This is a genomic window from Mammaliicoccus sp. O-M54 (assembly GCF_022386035.1).
GTDB classification, from domain to species: domain Bacteria; phylum Bacillota; class Bacilli; order Staphylococcales; family Staphylococcaceae; genus Mammaliicoccus; species Mammaliicoccus sciuri_A.
Genome location: NZ_JAJNJE010000001.1, coordinates 670,650 through 688,611 on the forward strand (window position 1 = coordinate 670,650; position 17,962 = coordinate 688,611).

20 protein-coding genes and 1 pseudogene are annotated in these 17,962 nt (G+C 32.0%); 17 read left to right on the plus strand and 4 right to left on the minus strand.

Features of this window, described 5'->3' with window-relative positions; genetic code table 11:
- Window positions 1-97 precede the first annotated feature (97 nt).
- The 6 genes from LQ673_RS03355 (at window position 98) to hfq (ending at window position 6,475) form a co-directional block, all read left to right on the plus strand.
- Window positions 98-916, plus strand: a complete 819-nt coding sequence (locus tag LQ673_RS03355; RefSeq protein ID WP_191835518.1) for an MIP/aquaporin family protein — start codon at window positions 98-100, stop codon at window positions 914-916.
- 26 nt (window positions 917-942) lie between these two features.
- A complete protein-coding gene (gene glpK / locus LQ673_RS03360) occupies window positions 943-2,436 on the plus strand; it encodes a glycerol kinase GlpK (RefSeq protein ID WP_037587871.1) in 1,494 nt (497 codons plus the stop codon).
- Between the two features lie 114 nt (window positions 2,437-2,550).
- Window positions 2,551-4,227: a glycerol-3-phosphate dehydrogenase/oxidase gene (locus LQ673_RS03365; RefSeq protein ID WP_037587873.1), complete on the plus strand. Its 1,677-nt coding sequence runs from the start codon at window positions 2,551-2,553 to the stop codon at window positions 4,225-4,227.
- Window positions 4,228-4,361: 134 nt separating this feature from the next.
- Window positions 4,362-5,309 (plus strand): alpha/beta fold hydrolase, encoded by a 948-nt coding sequence (locus LQ673_RS03370; RefSeq protein WP_159315067.1) that lies wholly within the window; start codon window positions 4,362-4,364, stop codon window positions 5,307-5,309.
- Window positions 5,302-6,231, plus strand: a complete 930-nt coding sequence (gene miaA, locus LQ673_RS03375) for a tRNA (adenosine(37)-N6)-dimethylallyltransferase MiaA (protein WP_126477433.1) — start codon at window positions 5,302-5,304, stop codon at window positions 6,229-6,231. The genes LQ673_RS03370 and miaA overlap by 8 nt, the downstream gene beginning before the upstream one ends.
- 13 nt (window positions 6,232-6,244) lie before the next feature.
- On the plus strand, window positions 6,245-6,475 hold the full coding sequence (hfq, locus tag LQ673_RS03380) for an RNA chaperone Hfq (protein WP_037587879.1): 231 nt from the start codon (window positions 6,245-6,247) through the stop codon (window positions 6,473-6,475).
- 66 nt (window positions 6,476-6,541) lie between these two features.
- Here hfq and LQ673_RS03385 read toward each other — a convergent pair whose 3' ends face one another.
- Entirely contained in the window at window positions 6,542-7,015 is a 474-nt protein-coding gene (locus tag LQ673_RS03385) for a glutathione peroxidase (protein WP_037587881.1), read from the minus strand.
- A 109-nt stretch (window positions 7,016-7,124) separates the two neighbouring features.
- Here LQ673_RS03385 and hflX point away from each other — a divergent pair, with 109 nt between their 5' ends.
- The 5 genes and pseudogenes from hflX to LQ673_RS03410 all read left to right on the plus strand — a co-directional run bounded on the left by hflX (window position 7,125) and on the right by LQ673_RS03410 (window position 12,741).
- Window positions 7,125-8,363 carry a GTPase HflX gene (gene hflX / locus LQ673_RS03390; protein ID WP_191835520.1) on the plus strand — a complete coding sequence of 413 codons (1,239 nt, stop codon included), beginning with the start codon at window positions 7,125-7,127 and terminating at the stop codon, window positions 8,361-8,363.
- Between the two features lie 11 nt (window positions 8,364-8,374).
- The gene (locus LQ673_RS03395; protein WP_126477431.1) at window positions 8,375-9,622 is read left to right on the plus strand and encodes a methionine gamma-lyase family protein; all 1,248 of its coding nucleotides are present in this window, start codon (window positions 8,375-8,377) and stop codon (window positions 9,620-9,622) included.
- Window positions 9,623-9,707: 85 nt separating this feature from the next.
- Window positions 9,708-9,945: pseudogene (locus LQ673_RS03400) on the plus strand (MerR family transcriptional regulator); the annotation flags it as partial.
- Between the two features lie 137 nt (window positions 9,946-10,082).
- On the plus strand, window positions 10,083-11,423 hold the full coding sequence (glnA, locus tag LQ673_RS03405; RefSeq protein ID WP_025905621.1) for a type I glutamate--ammonia ligase: 1,341 nt from the start codon (window positions 10,083-10,085) through the stop codon (window positions 11,421-11,423).
- 970 nt (window positions 11,424-12,393) lie between these two features.
- Window positions 12,394-12,741, plus strand: a complete 348-nt coding sequence (locus LQ673_RS03410; protein ID WP_191835521.1) for a helix-turn-helix domain-containing protein — start codon at window positions 12,394-12,396, stop codon at window positions 12,739-12,741.
- A 45-nt stretch (window positions 12,742-12,786) separates the two neighbouring features.
- Here the strand turns inward: LQ673_RS03410 and LQ673_RS03415 are convergent, their stop codons facing one another.
- From LQ673_RS03415 to LQ673_RS03425, 3 genes are all read right to left on the minus strand, one after another.
- Window positions 12,787-13,404, minus strand: coding sequence for a DUF4352 domain-containing protein (locus LQ673_RS03415; protein ID WP_239704628.1), 618 nt, complete (start codon window positions 13,402-13,404; stop codon window positions 12,787-12,789).
- Window positions 13,405-13,774: 370 nt separating this feature from the next.
- Entirely contained in the window at window positions 13,775-14,410 is a 636-nt protein-coding gene (locus LQ673_RS03420) for a sugar O-acetyltransferase (RefSeq protein WP_239704626.1), read from the minus strand.
- A 62-nt stretch (window positions 14,411-14,472) separates the two neighbouring features.
- A complete protein-coding gene (locus LQ673_RS03425) occupies window positions 14,473-14,934 on the minus strand; it encodes a MepB family protein (protein ID WP_191835522.1) in 462 nt (153 codons plus the stop codon).
- Window positions 14,935-15,153: 219 nt separating this feature from the next.
- Between LQ673_RS03425 and LQ673_RS03430 the strand changes: the two genes are divergently transcribed.
- The 6 genes from LQ673_RS03430 to LQ673_RS03455 all read left to right on the plus strand — a co-directional run bounded on the left by LQ673_RS03430 (window position 15,154) and on the right by LQ673_RS03455 (window position 17,733).
- Window positions 15,154-15,894, plus strand: coding sequence for a sulfite exporter TauE/SafE family protein (locus tag LQ673_RS03430; RefSeq protein ID WP_239704624.1), 741 nt, complete (start codon window positions 15,154-15,156; stop codon window positions 15,892-15,894).
- Between the two features lie 18 nt (window positions 15,895-15,912).
- Entirely contained in the window at window positions 15,913-16,386 is a 474-nt protein-coding gene (locus LQ673_RS03435) for a pyrimidine dimer DNA glycosylase/endonuclease V (protein ID WP_191835524.1), read from the plus strand.
- 4 nt (window positions 16,387-16,390) lie between these two features.
- The gene (locus LQ673_RS03440; RefSeq protein ID WP_191835525.1) at window positions 16,391-16,759 is read left to right on the plus strand and encodes a YbgA family protein; all 369 of its coding nucleotides are present in this window, start codon (window positions 16,391-16,393) and stop codon (window positions 16,757-16,759) included.
- An 88-nt stretch (window positions 16,760-16,847) separates the two neighbouring features.
- Entirely contained in the window at window positions 16,848-17,012 is a 165-nt protein-coding gene (locus tag LQ673_RS03445) for a hypothetical protein (RefSeq protein ID WP_162841924.1), read from the plus strand.
- 154 nt (window positions 17,013-17,166) lie between these two features.
- Entirely contained in the window at window positions 17,167-17,376 is a 210-nt protein-coding gene (locus tag LQ673_RS03450; RefSeq protein WP_037587900.1) for a hypothetical protein, read from the plus strand.
- Window positions 17,377-17,529: 153 nt separating this feature from the next.
- Entirely contained in the window at window positions 17,530-17,733 is a 204-nt protein-coding gene (locus LQ673_RS03455; protein ID WP_126477423.1) for a TM2 domain-containing protein, read from the plus strand.
- Window positions 17,734-17,962: the final 229 nt, after the last annotated feature.

A 17,962-nucleotide genomic window follows, 5' to 3' on the forward strand; every position in this document is an offset into this window, starting at 1 on the left:
CGTTAAATTTGTATAAATTACTATATGAATATGATGTGTAGTTCAACGTAGGGGGCTTTTTATGTATTAGCATATTATATTTAGGAGGGTGTTTAATATGAGTGAATTTTTAGGTGAATTAATCGGTACAGCCATCTTAATATTATTTGGTGGCGGTGTATGTGCTAACGTCAATCTAAAAGGGGCACTTGGTAAAGGTGCAGACTGGATTGTTATTTCATTAGGTTGGGGGCTAGCTGTTATGCTTGGTGTTTATGCAGTTGGTAATGTTTCCGGGGCACATTTAAACCCAGCTGTTACGCTTGGCTTTGCAATTGACGGATCATTCCCATGGTCTAAAGTTGTTCCATTTATTGTGGCTCAAATGCTTGGTGCTATGATTGGTGCATTTTTAGTATGGGCTACTTATTTACCACATTGGAAAAAAACTGAAGATCAAGGTGCTAAGTTAGGTGTATTCTCAACTGGTCCAGCTTATCCAAACTATGTAGCAAACTTCTTAAGTGAGATTATTGGAACTATGATCTTAGTTATGGGATTATTATTTATAGGAACTAATAAATTTACTGATGGCTTAAATCCTTTAATTGTTGGTTTATTAATCGTAGCAATTGGTTTAAGTTTAGGTGGTGCGACAGGTTATGCGATTAACCCAGCTCGTGATATCGGACCACGTATCATGCATATGCTATTACCAATTCCGGGTAAAGGAAGTTCAAATTGGAAATATGCAATTGTGCCAATTTTAGGACCGATTTCAGGCGGTATGTTAGGTGCAGCATTATTTAATATTTTATTTAACGGGGTTGTAAACGGTTTCGTTATATTCTCAATCATCTTTACAGTGATTGTCGTATTGTCTGGTATTTTCTTAAATAAATCAATACTTAAAGACGAAGTTTCAGAAATTCTGTAATATACAAATTTATAGGAGTGTTTAATATGGAAAAATACATTTTATCAATTGACCAAGGTACAACAAGTTCTAGAGCAATACTTTTTGATAAAGAAGGTACTATCAAATTTGTGAGTCAAAGAGAATTTAAGCAATACTTCCCTAAAGGTGGTTGGGTTGAGCATGATGCGAATGAAATTTGGACTTCAGTATTAGCAGTTATTTCAAGTGTACTTAATGAAAATAACATTAGTCCAAAACAAATCGAAGGTATTGGTATCACAAACCAAAGGGAAACTGCTGTCGTATGGGATAAAAATACGGGACGCCCAGTTTATCATGCAATTGTTTGGCAATCTCGACAAACTCAAGACATTTGTACAGAATTAAAATCTAAAGATTTAGAACCAATTTTTAAAGAAAAAACTGGTCTATTATTAGATCCATATTTCTCAGGTACAAAAGTTAAATGGATTCTTGATAATGTTGAAGGTGCTAGAGAAAAAGCTGAAAACGGCGATTTATTATTCGGAACAATTGATACATGGTTAATCTGGAAATTTACAGGTGACGTTCATGTAACAGATTATTCAAACGCAAGTAGAACATTAATGTATAACATTTATGACTTGAAATGGGACGAAGAATTATTAGAATATCTTGATGTACCAGCTTCTATGTTGCCAGAAGTTAAACCTTCAAGTGAAGTATATGGTTATACTCAACAACATCACTTCTTCGGTGAAAAAATTGCAATCGCTGGTGTAGCAGGTGACCAACAAGCTGCATTATTCGGACAAGCTTGCTTCGAAAGTGGAGAAGTTAAGAACACATACGGTACTGGTGGATTTATGTTAATGAACACTGGTGAAAAAGCTGTAAAATCTGAAAGTGGTTTATTAACAACATTAGCTTATGGTCTAGATGGTAAAGTAAACTACGCACTTGAAGGTAGTATTTTCGTATCAGGATCAGCTATTCAATGGTTAAGAGATGGCTTAAGAATGATTAAATCAGCACCAGCATCAGAAGATTATGCAAATCGTGTTAAATCTACAGAAGGCGTATACGTCGTACCAGCGTTTGTTGGTTTAGGTACACCTTATTGGGATGCAGATGCTAGAGGTGCAATCTTCGGCTTAACACGTGGTACTGAAAAAGAACATTTCATTAGAGCAACTTTAGAATCATTATGTTACCAAACTAGAGATGTGTTAGAAGCAATGGAAAAAGATTCTGGCATTAATGTTGAAACATTAAGAGTTGATGGCGGCGCTGTTAAGAATAATTTCTTAATGCAATTCCAAGCTGATATTGTAAATACGCCAGTAGAAAGACCAGAAGTAAATGAAACAACTGCATTAGGTGCAGCATACTTAGCTGGATTAGCAGTAGGTTTCTGGAAATCTAAAGATGAGATAAAACAACGTTGGAAATTAGAAACAGAATTCAAACCTGAACTTGAAGAAGAAGAACGTGAAAAACTTTATAAAGGTTGGAAAACTGCAGTAAAAGCCACTCAAGCTTTTAAATTAGATTAAGTTGTGTTATCATATAGTTAAGTTAATATTTCGTAGAGACATGAGAGGCTTTGTTCGTACATTTTTGTAGGGATAAGTCTCTCATTTTTTTACATTTTATAGGAGGAAATGGTTATGCAACAATTATCAGCATTAAATCGTAATCAAGTTAAAGATCAACTTAAAAATACTGAATATGACGTAGTTGTTATCGGTGGAGGAATCACTGGTGCAGGTATTGCTTTAGATGCAGCGCAACGTGGTATGAAAGTAGCATTAGTTGAAATGCAAGACTTTGCACAAGGTACAAGTTCTAGAAGTACGAAATTAGTTCATGGTGGATTACGTTACTTAAAACAATTCCAAGTTGGCGTAGTTGCTGAAACTGGTAAAGAAAGAGCGATCGTTTATGAAAATGGTCCTCACGTAACAACACCAGAATGGATGTTATTACCTTTACACAAAGGCGGTAGCATGGGTCCATTTACAACATCAATCGGCTTGAAAGTTTATGATTTCTTAGCAGGTGTTAAAAAAGCTGAACGTCGTACAATGTTAAACAGAGAAGAAACAATTAAGAAAGAACCACTTGTAAAACAAGACGGTTTAAAAGCTGGTGGTTACTATGTTGAGTACCGTACAGATGATGCTCGTTTAACAATTGAAGTTATGAAACGTGCACGTGAATTTGGTGCAGATATCATTAACTATGCTAAATCAAATAAATTCTTATACAACAAAAAGAAAAAAGTATCAGGTATCGAAGTAACTGATTTATTACAAAATGAAATTTTCGAAATTAAAGGTAAAAGAGTTATCAACGCGGCAGGTCCATGGGTTGATGAAGTACGTGGTAAAGACTATTCAACAAACAATAAACAACTTAGATTAACTAAAGGTGTTCATATTGTAATAGACCAAAGCATATTCCCATTAGGTCAAGCTGTATACTTTGATACAGAAAATGATGGCAGAATGATTTTCGCAATTCCTAGAGATGGAAAAGCATACGTTGGTACTACTGATACAATTTATGATAATGATAAATCTTCTCCTAAAGTTACAGAAGAAGATCGTCAATATTTATTAGATGCTATTCACTATATGTTCCCAACTGTAAAAGTTGAAGATAAAGATATCGAATCAACTTGGGCTGGTGTTAGACCATTAATCTTCGAAAAAGGTAAAGATCCATCAGAAATTTCTCGTAAAGACGAAATTTGGGAAGGCGATTCAGGCTTACTTACAATCGCTGGTGGTAAATTAACAGGTTACCGTCATATGGCTCAAGATATTGTTGATTTATTAAGTAAACGTCTTAAAGAAGAATATAAATTATCATTCAAACCTTGTCGTACAAAAGAAACTTACATTTCTGGCGGTAACGTTGGTGGTAGTAAAAATTATGAATCATTCGTTGAAAGTAAAGTTAAAGAAGCTAAAAACTACAACTTATCAGAAGATGCAGCACGTTATTTAGCTAGAAAATACGGATCTAATGTAGATGAAGTATTTGCTATTGCTCATGCTACACAAGTTGCAGATGTTAATCTTCCAATCGAAGTATATGCTGAAGTTATTTACAGCATTCAAAAAGAAATGGTTCATAAACCAACTGACTTCTTAGTACGTCGTTCAGGTCGTTTATACTTTGATATTCAATATGTATTAGATCATAAAGATGCAATTGTTGAAGTAATGGCTCAAGTATTAAATTACGATAATGATACTAAACGCGTTTATAAAGATGAATTAGAACAAGCTATTAAAGAAGCGGTTAATCCAAATGATCAACCAGCTATTGTTAAATAATTTATAAACCAACTATTTAAACCTGCTGACAATTTTTGTCGGCAGGTTTTTTATATATTATGTGATTGATTTGTGAATATATTTTTAAGCACTATAGATTTTGCTATAATGTCTTATAAGGGAGGCGCATGTCTTTGAGACGATTTAATCATAGAATTACATTATCTACAGAACAAACTTTAGAAGTTACAATTGATAAAACGGATGAAAAACCGTTTGGAATTATACATATACTGCATGGTGTGGCTGAACATAAAGATAGATATGATGCAGTAGCAGAATATTTATGTAAAAGAGGTTTTCATGTTATCCGTCATAATCACAGAGGTCACGGTATGAACATAGAAGCTTCTTCAAGAGGTCATTTTAATGCATTACAAGAATTAGTCGATGATGTTAAAGAAGTAAGTGATACGTTTAAAAATGAACTTAATCCAAAATTGCCATTTATAATGCTAGGACACTCTATGGGTTCGCTAGTTGCGAGACAATTTGTTCACGATTATCCTAATGATGTAGATGCGTTGATACTTTCAGGGACGGTTGTTTACCCTAAAATTCAAGGCAAGTTAAATTTATATGCATTAAAGTTTGTGAATTTATTTTTAGGTAGTCGCACGAAATCAAAATTTATCAATAATATTGCTTTTAAGACAATGAATCGACAACATAAAGATTTAAATAAAGATAATAAATGGTTAAGTCAAAGTGATGAAAATCGCGAGCAATATGAAAAAGATGTTTATTCAGGATTTCCAATTTCACATAAAGTACTTTTAGAAACAGTAAAGGCAGCTGTCCAAACGAAGAAAATCAATTATATTAAAAAACAAAATTTAAATATGCCGATTTTACTAGTATCAGGTAAAGAAGATCACTTTGGTGGATTCGGTAACGGTATTAAACAGTTAGCTTCTATTTATAAACGTTCAGGCGTTAAGCATGTCACAGTACAATTATATAAGAATAAGCGTCACGAAGTTTTATTTGAGACGAACCGTTATGCAGTGTATGAACATTTATATAATTGGTTGATGGTACAAATTAAACAATTAGAAAAAGAGGAAATATCAAATGAATGAAAAACCATTAATTGCAATAGTAGGCCCTACTGCAGTAGGTAAAACAGAATTAAGCATTAAATTAGCAAAATCTTTAAACGGTGAAGTTATTAATGGTGATGCCTTTCAAATTTATAAAGGTCTAGATATTGGTACAGCAAAAGTGACAGAAGAAGAAAAAGAAGGCGTTGTTCATCATTTAATAGATGTATATGAACCGGATGAACCATATTCAGTTTATCGATTTAAACAAGACTTTGAAAGAATTGTAAAGGATATTCATGCTAGAGGTAAATTGCCGATACTTGTCGGTGGAACAGGTTTATATGTACAGTCAGTTTTATATGATTATAACCTTGAAGAAGAAAAAATCAGTTCTGAAAAAATGGAAATTACAAAAAATAAATTAAATAAATTATCTAAATGCTCAAATATTGAATTGCACAATTATTTATATGAAATCGACCCAGAAACTGCGTCATCAGTGCATCCGAACAATCGTAAAAGAGTAGAACGAGCAATTGAATATTACTTAAATACAAAAAAAACTTTAAGTGAAAGAAAGAAAAGCCAGACATTTTCTGGAAAATATAGTACAATATTAATTGGGATAGAAATGTCGCGCGAAACATTATATCAAAGAATTAATATGCGCGTTGACATGATGTTGCAGCGAGGATTATTAAGAGAAGTGTCTAATCTTGTTGAGAAAGGGTATGAAGATTCACAAAGTATGCAAGCAATTGGATACAAAGAATTGATACCAGTAGTAAAAGGAGAAATAGACATAGAAACTTCTACAGAACAAATCAAGCAAAATTCAAGAAGATATGCCAAACGTCAAATGACATGGTTTAAAAATAAAATGAATGTGACTTGGTTTCAACGGGATAAACAGTCTTTAACAGAAATCGCAGACAACGTAATCCAATTATCCAAGTGAAGGGGAAAGTCATATGGCAGAGAAAGAAAATATTCAAGAAGTTTTACTTAAGAAATTCAAATCAGAAGGAACTGAGCTTACAGTATTCTTACTAAATGGATTTCAAATGAAAGGGAAAATTGTCGACTTTGACGACAAAGTTGTATTATTAGATATTCTAGGGAAAGAACATCTAATTTACAAACATGCTATCTCAACTTTCGTAGATGCTCAAGATGATGAAAATCAAGATAGCGAACAATAATCGTGTATGAAAAAATAAGCGGCTAGGACATTTTATTGTCTTAGCCGCTTATTTATGTGTAATCAATTATAATACTGCTTCTATTGAACTTCTCAATTGTTCAGGACTTTTTTGTGGAGAAAATCGATTCACAACTTCTCCGTCTTTATTTACTAAGAACTTAGTAAAGTTCCATTTAATTGATCCATTTAAAATACCTTTTTTAGCAGAAGTAAGATATTCATAAAGTGGATGTTGTTCTGAACCTTTAACTTTTATTTTTTCATGCATTGGGAAAGTTACACCATAATTTAATTTACAATTTTGGTATGCTTCATAAGAGTCACCAGGTTCTTGATTACCAAATTGATTACATGGGAATCCTAACACCACGAAATCTTGATCTTTATAATCTTGGTATAAAGCTTCTAACCCTTCAAATTGAGGTGTGAAACCACATTCACTTGCTGTATTAACAATTAAAATTGCTTTTCCTTTATACTCAGATAATGAATATTCTTCACCGTTCGTTTTTGCAACAACGAAGTCATAAATTGACATTGCCATCACTCCTTTTCTTATTTCTATTATAATCAAAAATTTATCAAAGTCATATCAATTTGCATGCATGTTTATATGTTAAAATATATTTAAAGTGAGCGTGATAAAAATGAAAAATGATATGAAGTCGACAAAGCAAGAAACTGAAAAAGTAATCCTGTTAGCAATTCATGATAAAAAAGATGATGAAGCAACATTTAAATCAACAGTTCAAGAATTGGAATCTCTTGCTGTTACTAGCCAACTAGAAGTCATGGAAGTCTTCACTCAAAAAAGAGAGCGACCTGATCAACAATATTATTTTGGTAAAGGTAAAATAGAAGAAGTCATTGAATATATCGAATTGAATGATATTAAAGTGAATGCAGTCATCGCAAATGATGAATTGACAACTGCGCAATCGAAACATTTAGATGAGTTATTTAACACAAAAATTATAGACCGCACTCAATTGATTTTAGAAATTTTTGCGCAAAGAGCTTCAAGTAGAGAAGGTCAATTGCAAGTTGAATTAGCACAGTTAGATTATTTATTGCCGAGATTATCTGGACACGGCAAAAGCTTATCTCGTTTAGGTGGCGGAATCGGTACGAGAGGTCCAGGTGAAACGAAATTAGAAACAGATAGAAGACATATTCGTACTCGAATGAATGAAATAAAGCATCAACTAGAAACAATCGTTTCTCATCGTTCACGTTATAGAGAACGACGTCAACATAATCAAGCATACCAAGTTGCATTAATTGGTTATACAAATGCCGGTAAATCTTCGTGGTTTAATCAGTTATCAAATGATGAAACATTTGAACAAGATTTATTATTTGCGACTTTAGATCCTAAATCTCGCGCCATTACAATAAATGACGGGTTTAACGTCATACTTTCTGATACAGTTGGGTTTATTCAGAAGTTGCCTACAACATTGATTGCAGCATTTAAGTCTACTTTAGAAGAAGCGAAATATGCACAATTACTCGTTCATGTTGTAGATGCAAGTCATCCACACTATATGGAACAGTATGAAACGGTTATGACTTTAGTCAATCAATTAGATATGGGCCATATTCCGATGTTAGTCGTATTTAATAAAAAAGATTTAGCGCCTTCTAATCATTCAGCAATATCAGGACAATCTATATTTGTTTCAGCTAAAGATTCTAATGATAAAGCTATATTTAAAGAAAAATTAGTCGATATGATTAAAGAGACAATGGATTACTATGAAATGGATATTCCATCAAGTGATGCTGACAAATTATATTGGCAAAAAAACCATACTTTAGTTGAAAAAATGAATTTTGATGAAGAAACAGAAACATATCACATAAAAGGTTATAAACAGAAATAAGAGGTAAACAAATGGAACAGAAATTAAAAGAATTAATTATTGATGTAGAAAAAGAATTAAGACCATATTTTGATCAAATCGAACATAATGCATTAATTGCGCAAGAACATGTACTTGATGCATTTCATGAAGTAAAAATCACTGAATCAGACTTAATCGGTACAACTGGATATGGGTACGATGATGTAGGTCGAGATCATTTAGAAGATGTTTATAGTAAAGTATTTAAAGCTGAAGACAGTTTAGTAAGACCTCAAATTATTTCAGGTACGCACGCTATAACATTAGCGCTTAACAGCCAACTGAAATATGGAGACGAATTATTATATATTACAGGAACACCTTATGATACGTTATTAGAAGTAATCGGTATAAATGGTAATGGTATAGGAAGTTTTATCGAACAAGGTATCACATACCGAGAAGTACCATTGAAACAAAATGAAATAGATATAAACTCAGTGTTAGAAAATATTAATGAAAATACTAAAGTCATTGCGATACAAAGATCTAAAGGTTATAGTTCGCGACCTTCATTAACAATTGCACAAATTGAACAAGCAATCAAAGCGATTAAAGAAAGACATCCAGATAAAATTGTCTTTGTAGATAATTGTTATGGAGAATTTGTTGAAGATAAAGAACCCATTGAAATTGGTGCAGATTTAATAGCAGGTTCTTTAATTAAAAATCCAGGAGGTGGTTTAGCTAAAATTGGCGGTTATATTTCAGGAAAAGCTGACCTGATAGAACGTTGTGCATACAGATTAACAGCACCAGGAATTGGTAAAGAAGCGGGCGCATCTTTAGGAAGTTTACCAGAAATGTATCAAGGGTTCTTCTTAGCACCACATGTTGTCAGTCAAAGTTTGAAAGGTGCATTATTTACTTCTCGCTTGTTAGAAAAATTAAATATGACAACGACACCGCATTACCAAGATAAACGCACAGATATTATTCAATCTGTTACTTTTGAAACAAAAGAACAAATGATTGCATTTTGTCAGTCGATACAACACGCATCTCCAATTAATGCGCATTTTAGTCCGATGCCTAGCTATATGCCAGGTTATGAAGATGATGTTATCATGGCTGCAGGTACATTTATTCAAGGATCTTCAATTGAATTAACGGCAGATGGTCCAATTAGACCACCATATGAAGCATACATTCAAGGTGGCTTAACTTATGAACATGTTAAAATTGCGATAACGCGTGCTGTAGAGCATTTAATCAAGCAAAAGCTTGTTGAATTATAAAAGATGTAAGGTTTCCTGACATTCATTTGTTTTCTGAAAATTTATGTGCTAAATTTATAACAAGTTCTTACAAAAGGAGGCGGTCGTGCTGTCAAGAGATATAATCAGAAGAAACATGGCCGTGTTCCCGATTGGTGTCGTAATCAAGTTAACAGAGCTAACAGCCAGACAAATCAGATACTACGAAAGCAATGAGCTCGTTTCGCCCAAAAGGACTGAAGGTAATCAACGGTTATTTTCTTTAAATGACCTTGAACGATTACTGGAAATTAAAAATCTTATCGAAAAGGGATTTAATATGAAAGGGATCAAACAAATTCTTTTAGAAGAAGAAAATGACCTTTCTGATGAAGAACTGAAGATGAGAGAGCGGGTAATTAGAGGAACTTCTAAAACAGAGGGACCACTTAACCGTGGAGATTTATCAAGATTTTTTAATTAAAAACTGGAGGATAATCACATGGCTAAACAAACTTTTACAAAAGAAGATATTTTTCGTTTTGCTGACGAAGAAAACGTACGTTATTTAAGATTACAATTTACTGATATTTTAGGAACAATTAAAAATGTTGAAGTACCAATTGCACAATTAGAAAAAGTATTAAACAATGAAATGATGTTTGACGGTTCTTCAATTGAAGGATTCGTGCGAATTGAAGAATCGGATATGTATTTATGTCCTGACTTAGACACTTGGGTAATTTTCCCTTGGACTGCAGGAAAAGGCAAAGTAGCACGATTAATTTGTGACATTTACAATCCAGATGGCAAACCATTCCCTGGTGATCCACGTACAAACTTAAAACGTGTATTAAAAGAGATGGAAGAGTTAGGATTTACAGATTTCAACTTAGGACCTGAACCAGAATTCTTCTTATTCAAATTAGATGAAAAAGGAGAACCAACATTAGAATTAAACGATAATGGTGGATACTTCGACTTAGCACCTACAGATTTAGGTGAAAACTGTCGTCGTGATATCGTTCTAGAATTAGAAGATATGGGCTTTGACATTGAAGCAAGTCACCACGAAGTAGCACCAGGTCAACATGAAATCGACTTTAAATATGCTGATGCTATAACAGCATGTGATAACATTCAAACATTCAAACTAGTTGTAAAAACAATTGCGCGTAAACATAACTTGCATGCGACATTCATGCCAAAACCATTATTTGGTGTAAACGGAAGCGGAATGCACTTTAACGTTTCATTATTCAAAGGTAAAGAAAATGCGTTCTTCGATCCAAATGGAGAAATGCAATTAACTGATGATGCATATCACTTTATTGCTGGTATCTTGAAAAATGCACGTGGATTTACAGCAGTATGTAACCCATTAGTAAATTCATACAAACGTTTAGTGCCTGGTTATGAAGCACCATGTTATATCGCATGGAGTGGTCAAAACCGTTCACCATTAGTAAGAATACCTGTATCTCGCGGATTATCAACACGTGTTGAAATTCGTTCAGTAGACCCAGCAGCTAATCCTTACTTAGCATTAGCTACTATCCTAGAAGCTGGATTAGATGGTATTAAAAATAAATTAACACCACCAGAATCAGTAGATCAAAATATCTATGAAATGGATAGAGAAGAACGTGAAGCGGTAGGCGTACAAGACTTACCATCAACACTTTACACAGCTGTTAAAGCAATGAAAGAAAATAAAGTTGTTAAACAAGCATTAGGTAATCATATCTATCGCCAATTCATACAATCAAAATCATTAGAGTGGGATTATTACAGAACACAAGTATCAGAATGGGAAAGAGATCAATACATGAAGCAATACTAATTGCTATTAGCCCTCAAAGCATAAGCTTTGAGGGTTTTTTGTGTGGATTTTGGGGGGAGTATGTGGGGATGTGTTATAGAAGTTAAAATATGGTGGAGGCGTTAGTAACAAAAGTTGGAGGAAATGTAAATAAGGGAGTCTGTAGTAACAAAAGTTGGTCGAAGTGTAAATAAGGGCGCCTGTAGTAACAAAAGTTGGTCGAAGTGTAACTAAGGACGCCTATAGTAACAAAAGTCGTAGGAATTGTAAATAAGGGAGGCCATGGTAACAAAAGTTGGTTGAAGTGTAAATAAGGGCGCCTGTAGTAACAAAAGTCGTAGGAATTGTAATTAAGGGCACCTATAGTAACAAAAGTCGCTCGAAATGTAACTAAGGGCAGCCTTGGTAACAAAAGTTGGTTGAAGTGTAAATAAGGGCGTCTATAGTAACAAAAGTCGTAGGAATTGTAACTAAGGGCAGCCATGGTAACAAAAGTTGGGCGAAATGTAACTAAGGACGGCCATAGTAACAAAAGTCGTAGGAAATGTAACTAAGGGTGTCTATAGTAACAAAAGTCCGTGGAATTGTAACTAAGGGCGTCTATAGTAACAAAAGGCATGAGAATTGTAACTAAGGACGTCTATGGTAACAAAAGTCGTAGGAAATGTAATTAAGAACGTCTGTAGTAACAAAAGTCGTAAGAAATGTAACTAAGGACGCCTATGGTAACAAAAGTCGTAGGAAATGTAACTAAGGACGCCTATAGTAACAAAAGTCGTAGGAAATGTAACTAAGGGTCGCCATAGTAACAAAATTTGGGCGAAGTGTAAATAACTAGAGTGATATACCTGATTAATAGGCGTAGTAAAACTTGATTTAAAAATAAATATATTTTATAATAATATAAAACATAGAGAATAAGATATGCTGAGATATCGTTCGTTATCTCACACCATACTAAAATAATAATAACAACTAAGAGGTGATAAAAATGGATTTTGTAACAAGAACTGAATTTGAAGAACATAAAAATCATATGGACTCGCGCTTTAATACACTTGAAGATAATATCAAGGAAGTAAAGAAAGAATTGACTACAACAAGATTAGAATTAAAAACAGATATAAATAATTTAAGGTCTGAGTTTAAGGGCGATATGAATAACTTAAGAACAGAGTTAAAAACTGATATAAAAAATTTGAAAGATGATCTTATTTCTTTATTTGATGAAAAAGAAAAGGCAAATAAGGAAGAGATGAAACATATTCAAATAAAATGGTATATTGCCACAACTCTCATTATAATAGGTGTTGTAGGGAGAATATTAGGATTTTATTAAATCAAAAAAAGACCACCTACAGAGAGGTGATCTTTAAGTTTGAAGTTAATTTAAATTAATTTCTGATTTAGAAGTTCCTAATAAATTATTTTGTACTTGCAATATTTTATTATCTTTATTTATTAAATCCTCAGATACATCAAATGCTATTTTACCTGTCATTTCACTGTCAGGATTTAATTTTTCGAAAATAAAATCATTTTTGATGCTGCCATCTTCCCCTTGATTTGCTGATAAAGAACCTTTTGAATCTGGTTCAAGTGTCTTGTCGCCAATTTTTAATTTAAACATATTACTGTCTAAAGTAACAGGATCATTACCATTGTTTTTAACAGTAATATCAACAATAAGATATGTACCTTTAGCGTCATGAGGGGCAAAGCTATTTCCAACAGTTTTGGAGTTATTTACAGACTTAACTGTATAATCTAATTCATCAGTTTTTACTTTATCTCCGATTTTAAATGTCTTTTCATCTTTTTGATTTTTCTCCGACGAATTTTTATCTTTGGAACTTGTTGAACTTGAAGATTGATTAGAATTACTACCTCCAATCATAACAGTACATGCTCCTAATAAAACTCCTAAAATAACAATAACTCCTAGACAGCCGAAGCATCCCCAAAGTAACCTCTTTTTATTATTAGGTTTACTATCTTGCATATAAATTACTCCTTTCAAAAGTTATTATATTAATACATATTGATGTATTTAATATCATATATAAATTTTATTTTGTTATTTTTTTCCAATATTGGATAAAAAAATAACGCTTAAACATATCAATAATTCAAGTTAATCATGTTTTGAATTATTGAAGTGTATATAAGCGTTGAAGAAGTTTCTCTATATAAGTTTCAACAGTAGTTTAAAGGAAGTTAAAATTAAATCAGAAATAGTGCAAGATTTAATTATTGATAATTTAATAAATCTAATATACTATATTTATTAAATTATATCAATACCAGAATTAAGAGATTTGAGAACTAAATCAAAAAAGACCACCTACAGAGAGGTGATCTTTTAAAGACTATCATTTTTCTACTGATTGTCGTTTTTTCTCGTAATATTCTAATTTCATTCGATGCCATTTGTCATAATCAGAACTTGTGATTTGCTTAATGACTTTTGCTGGATTTCCACTTACAACTGTATTGGGTGGCACGTCTTTTGTTACGACTGCTCCTGATGCGATTACAGAGTTTTCTCCTACCGACACGCCTGGTAATACGACTGCATTTCCACCAATCCATACATTATTTCCAATATTAATTTCATGACCAAATTCTAATTGTTCATTTCGAATTGTTGGATCTATTGGATGACCTGCTGTATATAAACTCACTCTTGGACCGAACATAACATTATCACCAATATTGATACGATTGACATCTAAAAATATACAATCCATATTTGCATAAAAGTTCTCACCAATATTAATATGTCTACCGTAATCAACATAGAGTGGTGGATGTAAGTATATATTTTCTCCTGTTTTACCAAAAAGTTCTTTTTCTAATTTAATAATTTCATCACTATTTTCAATAGGTGTATGATTAATTTTATCTGCTAACATTTTTCCTTTTTTTGAACCATTAGATTCATGAATATCCTGTGCTATGTATAGTTCACCTTTAAGCATTTGCATATAATCAAAATCATTCTGCATAACATAATTCCCCTTTATATGAATATGAACATATTATATCTTGTTGAACTTGTATATACAAGTTAAGAGGTAATAAATGATATGTTAGATAAATCTATGAAAAATTCTTTTTGCCAATTTTGAGTTTCACTAGCAGTCTTATTTAAATGATTTTCCCATGGTGGGTAAACTCTCATTGCCATTTTTCCATTTACGTCGTGATTACTTATGATTTTCTGCTTAAGTAGAATATCTTTAGGAAAAATAAACAGCCCTTTTTTATTATTATCTAGTATAGCTATGATGAGTTTTTCTGGTGTTTCTGAATATGTATAAGGTCTGTTTTGATCATTTTGATCTTTAACCCAAAATACGACAAAATAGCCTTTTTTATTAGATGTCTTTTTAGCACATCTACTTCTATAAGTAATATTGTGAATTTGAAAACTACAAGCTTCATACTTAATATTAAGTTCTTCAAGTTTGTAGTCTTCAATTGGTTCATTATTAAAATAGCTTTTTATTAATTCAATTGACTCAAACAATTTCAAACCTCCTTATATGACTTTTCATAATTGATTATAACAAAGATTGAACTATTAAATACGCTAGTAAAATATTCTAGTATTCCCTTGTTTTTATACTCTTTTCATATTTTTTAGTTCTTAAAAAAGGTATAATGGAAGTAGAATATTAATGAGATTTTAACACTTTCTAATGTTTAGAAGGTGTTTTTATTTTATAAACATATAAAAGGGGATTCTATGGATATTACTATTTGGACACTCGTTATTTTTTCAATTCTACTGGGGGCTATGGTACGAATTGTGTTTGGGTTTGGTGAGGCTTTGGTTACGATGCCATTACTCGCTTTATTAAATTTAGATTTTAAATTGTCTATTTCTGTAGTGGCAATTGTAGGATTATTAGTGGCTTTACCTGTGTTTATTAGAAGCCGTGGCAATCTTGATTGGTCTATTAATAAACGTTTATTAATGGGTTCTATTATTGGAACGCCTATTGGTATTGTAATTGTTAAATGGACAAATGAAGATGTGATTATTAAGTTTTTAGGGGTATTTATAATATTATATGGTACTATTAATCTTGCTAATTATTATAAGAATATATACCAAGTTAAATTGAATATTCCAAAGTTTTATGACTATATTGCAGGTGTTGTTTCAGGTGTTTTAGGTAGTGCATATAATAGTCACGGTGTACCGATTATTATATATAGAACTTTGAAAAAATGGCATGTTACTGATTTGAAAAATATTTCACAAGTACACTTTTTTATTACAGGTTGTTTTATTGTCTTTAGTCACGGTGTTTCAGGATTTTGGTCAATCTCACTTTGGTATTTATTATTGGCCATTTTACCGCTTCTCATCCTAACATTATGGTTGGGTCATACCATCAATAATAAAATTGATCAACGTGCTTTAATTAAATATATTTATATGTTGTTGATTTGTTTCGGAATCATCATGATTGTTAAATAATGAGAGAGGAATTACACAATGCAAATTTTTAGAGTTCATGAGAATCATGAAATAAGCGCAAAATTTCTAGATAACCGACGTCTTTCTAAACAAGTATTAGAACTTTATCAAATCATTAATGTATGTTTAGCGAAGCTTGAATATATTGATGGCAATACACGTTATTTAAGTCATCCTATCGTGAAGCATGTTTATAATGATGGTTTTCCTTATTTAGCTGACACTTATGAATTATTGTTAGAAATGGATAAAGAACATAGAAGAAGAGGTGGGAAAAGGTCAAAAGACTTTGAGCATCAAATTTCAAATATGGGTGATTTGATTGATACTGGTATTAAAGATGGTGTATTTTCTACTGAAAAGTTACCACCTATATTTGTTTATGGTGAAACGAAATTAATGAGTGACGAAGCTTATTTAGAATATGAAAAATTATTATTTATGAAATGGACAGCAGATAAAATTGCACCTCGGTGTAATATAAGTAGGTGATAATATGAGTAAGAGAGCAGATATGGAAAAGTTATGGAGATATGAAAAATATAATGTCATGATGCATAGTCAAAAGTCATATTTAGATATAAGAGAAGCTTTAAAGGGAGATATCACATATGACGATTTACAAAGTATGATTGATGATGCTAAAGCCATAGTTCCGACTAAAGGTTCAATCATCAATACTTATGATCATATGTGGGGGTATTTTAAGAAAATTGCTACTGAAGAAGAACGTAACCAATACTTGAAGTATAAATCACAATATCAAGAAAATGAAATTCAATACCAATGTTTAATTACATTTATATACAAGCTTGCTGTGAAATATAATCAAAAGTATTTATTAGAATCTACTATTTTACATTGATTTACCAATCAAAGTTTAATGATGATTGTGTAACCATGAAAAGGGTAAATACTATATAGAAAGTAGATTTTCAAGGAGGCTGAATATAATGGAAGAACGTGTATATCAAAAAATGTGGGACACTTTAAAAAAAGAAGTGCAATTCAATATAGTAGAACTCGAACAAATGGAAGAAGAAAACGAATCTCCAGGATTAAAAAAAGCCCAGAACATGATGGATCATCTAGAAAAAGAGTTTATCAAAAATTCATAATCAATCATAATCATTTAAAAGCATTTAAATTTGTTCTGTAAATCTATAAAATATATGTAATTATACATTATTAATAATCATTTACATCAATTCCCTCTAGATTCGCTTAATATAGTTTTGTAGTATTTATATATTAAGTTTTTTGGAGGCAGTTATGTTTTTTGATAAAAAGATTATCGTATTTGAGAATTTAGAGAATAAATACAATCAAGAAGAAGCAAAAAATATATTTTTGAGACATTCCATTGATTATGACTTTATTACAATAAGTAGCCAATCTATTATTTTAGGTGGATTACAATATCCTTCAGCACAGAACAAAGAACAATTTATTGCTGATTTTAATGACTATTTAGGGAACTAATGCATTTAGCTGTCATCAAGTTTAAAACTTGAGACAGCTTTTTTAATTGATAAGTGACAAAATTGTCATACTATCGCTGATTTTGTTCGTTTATATTTGGGTAATATATCTATATAGAGACTATAATGAATTTATAGTTGAAGGAGGGATATTATGCTCGTAAATAAATGGATTTATATCGCATTAGCTGTGTTATTAGGAAACTTTGGCGTTCATAAATTTTATGCACAAAAACCAGTTGTTGGACTATTACACTTAGCATTCTGTTGGACAGGGATTCCACATGTTATCGCATTCTTCAGTGCTGTATTCGCATTGTTTAGACCATCTGATGAACATGGTAATATTCAAGCATAGTATGTTGTGACATGCTTTTATTAAGTTTTTAAAACCCTAGATATATTTATAAATAATTTTTCGAAAAAAGAGTCTGGAACATAAATGTTCTAGACTCTTTTCATATTTTTAGAAATAGGAAGGGCAGAATATTGCTAGAGGTGTACGACAAGCAATATTCTGGACCTTGTATTTATCAAGACTGATCAAACAAGATAAATAGGCGCCTCGTATTTATCAAGACAGGCGA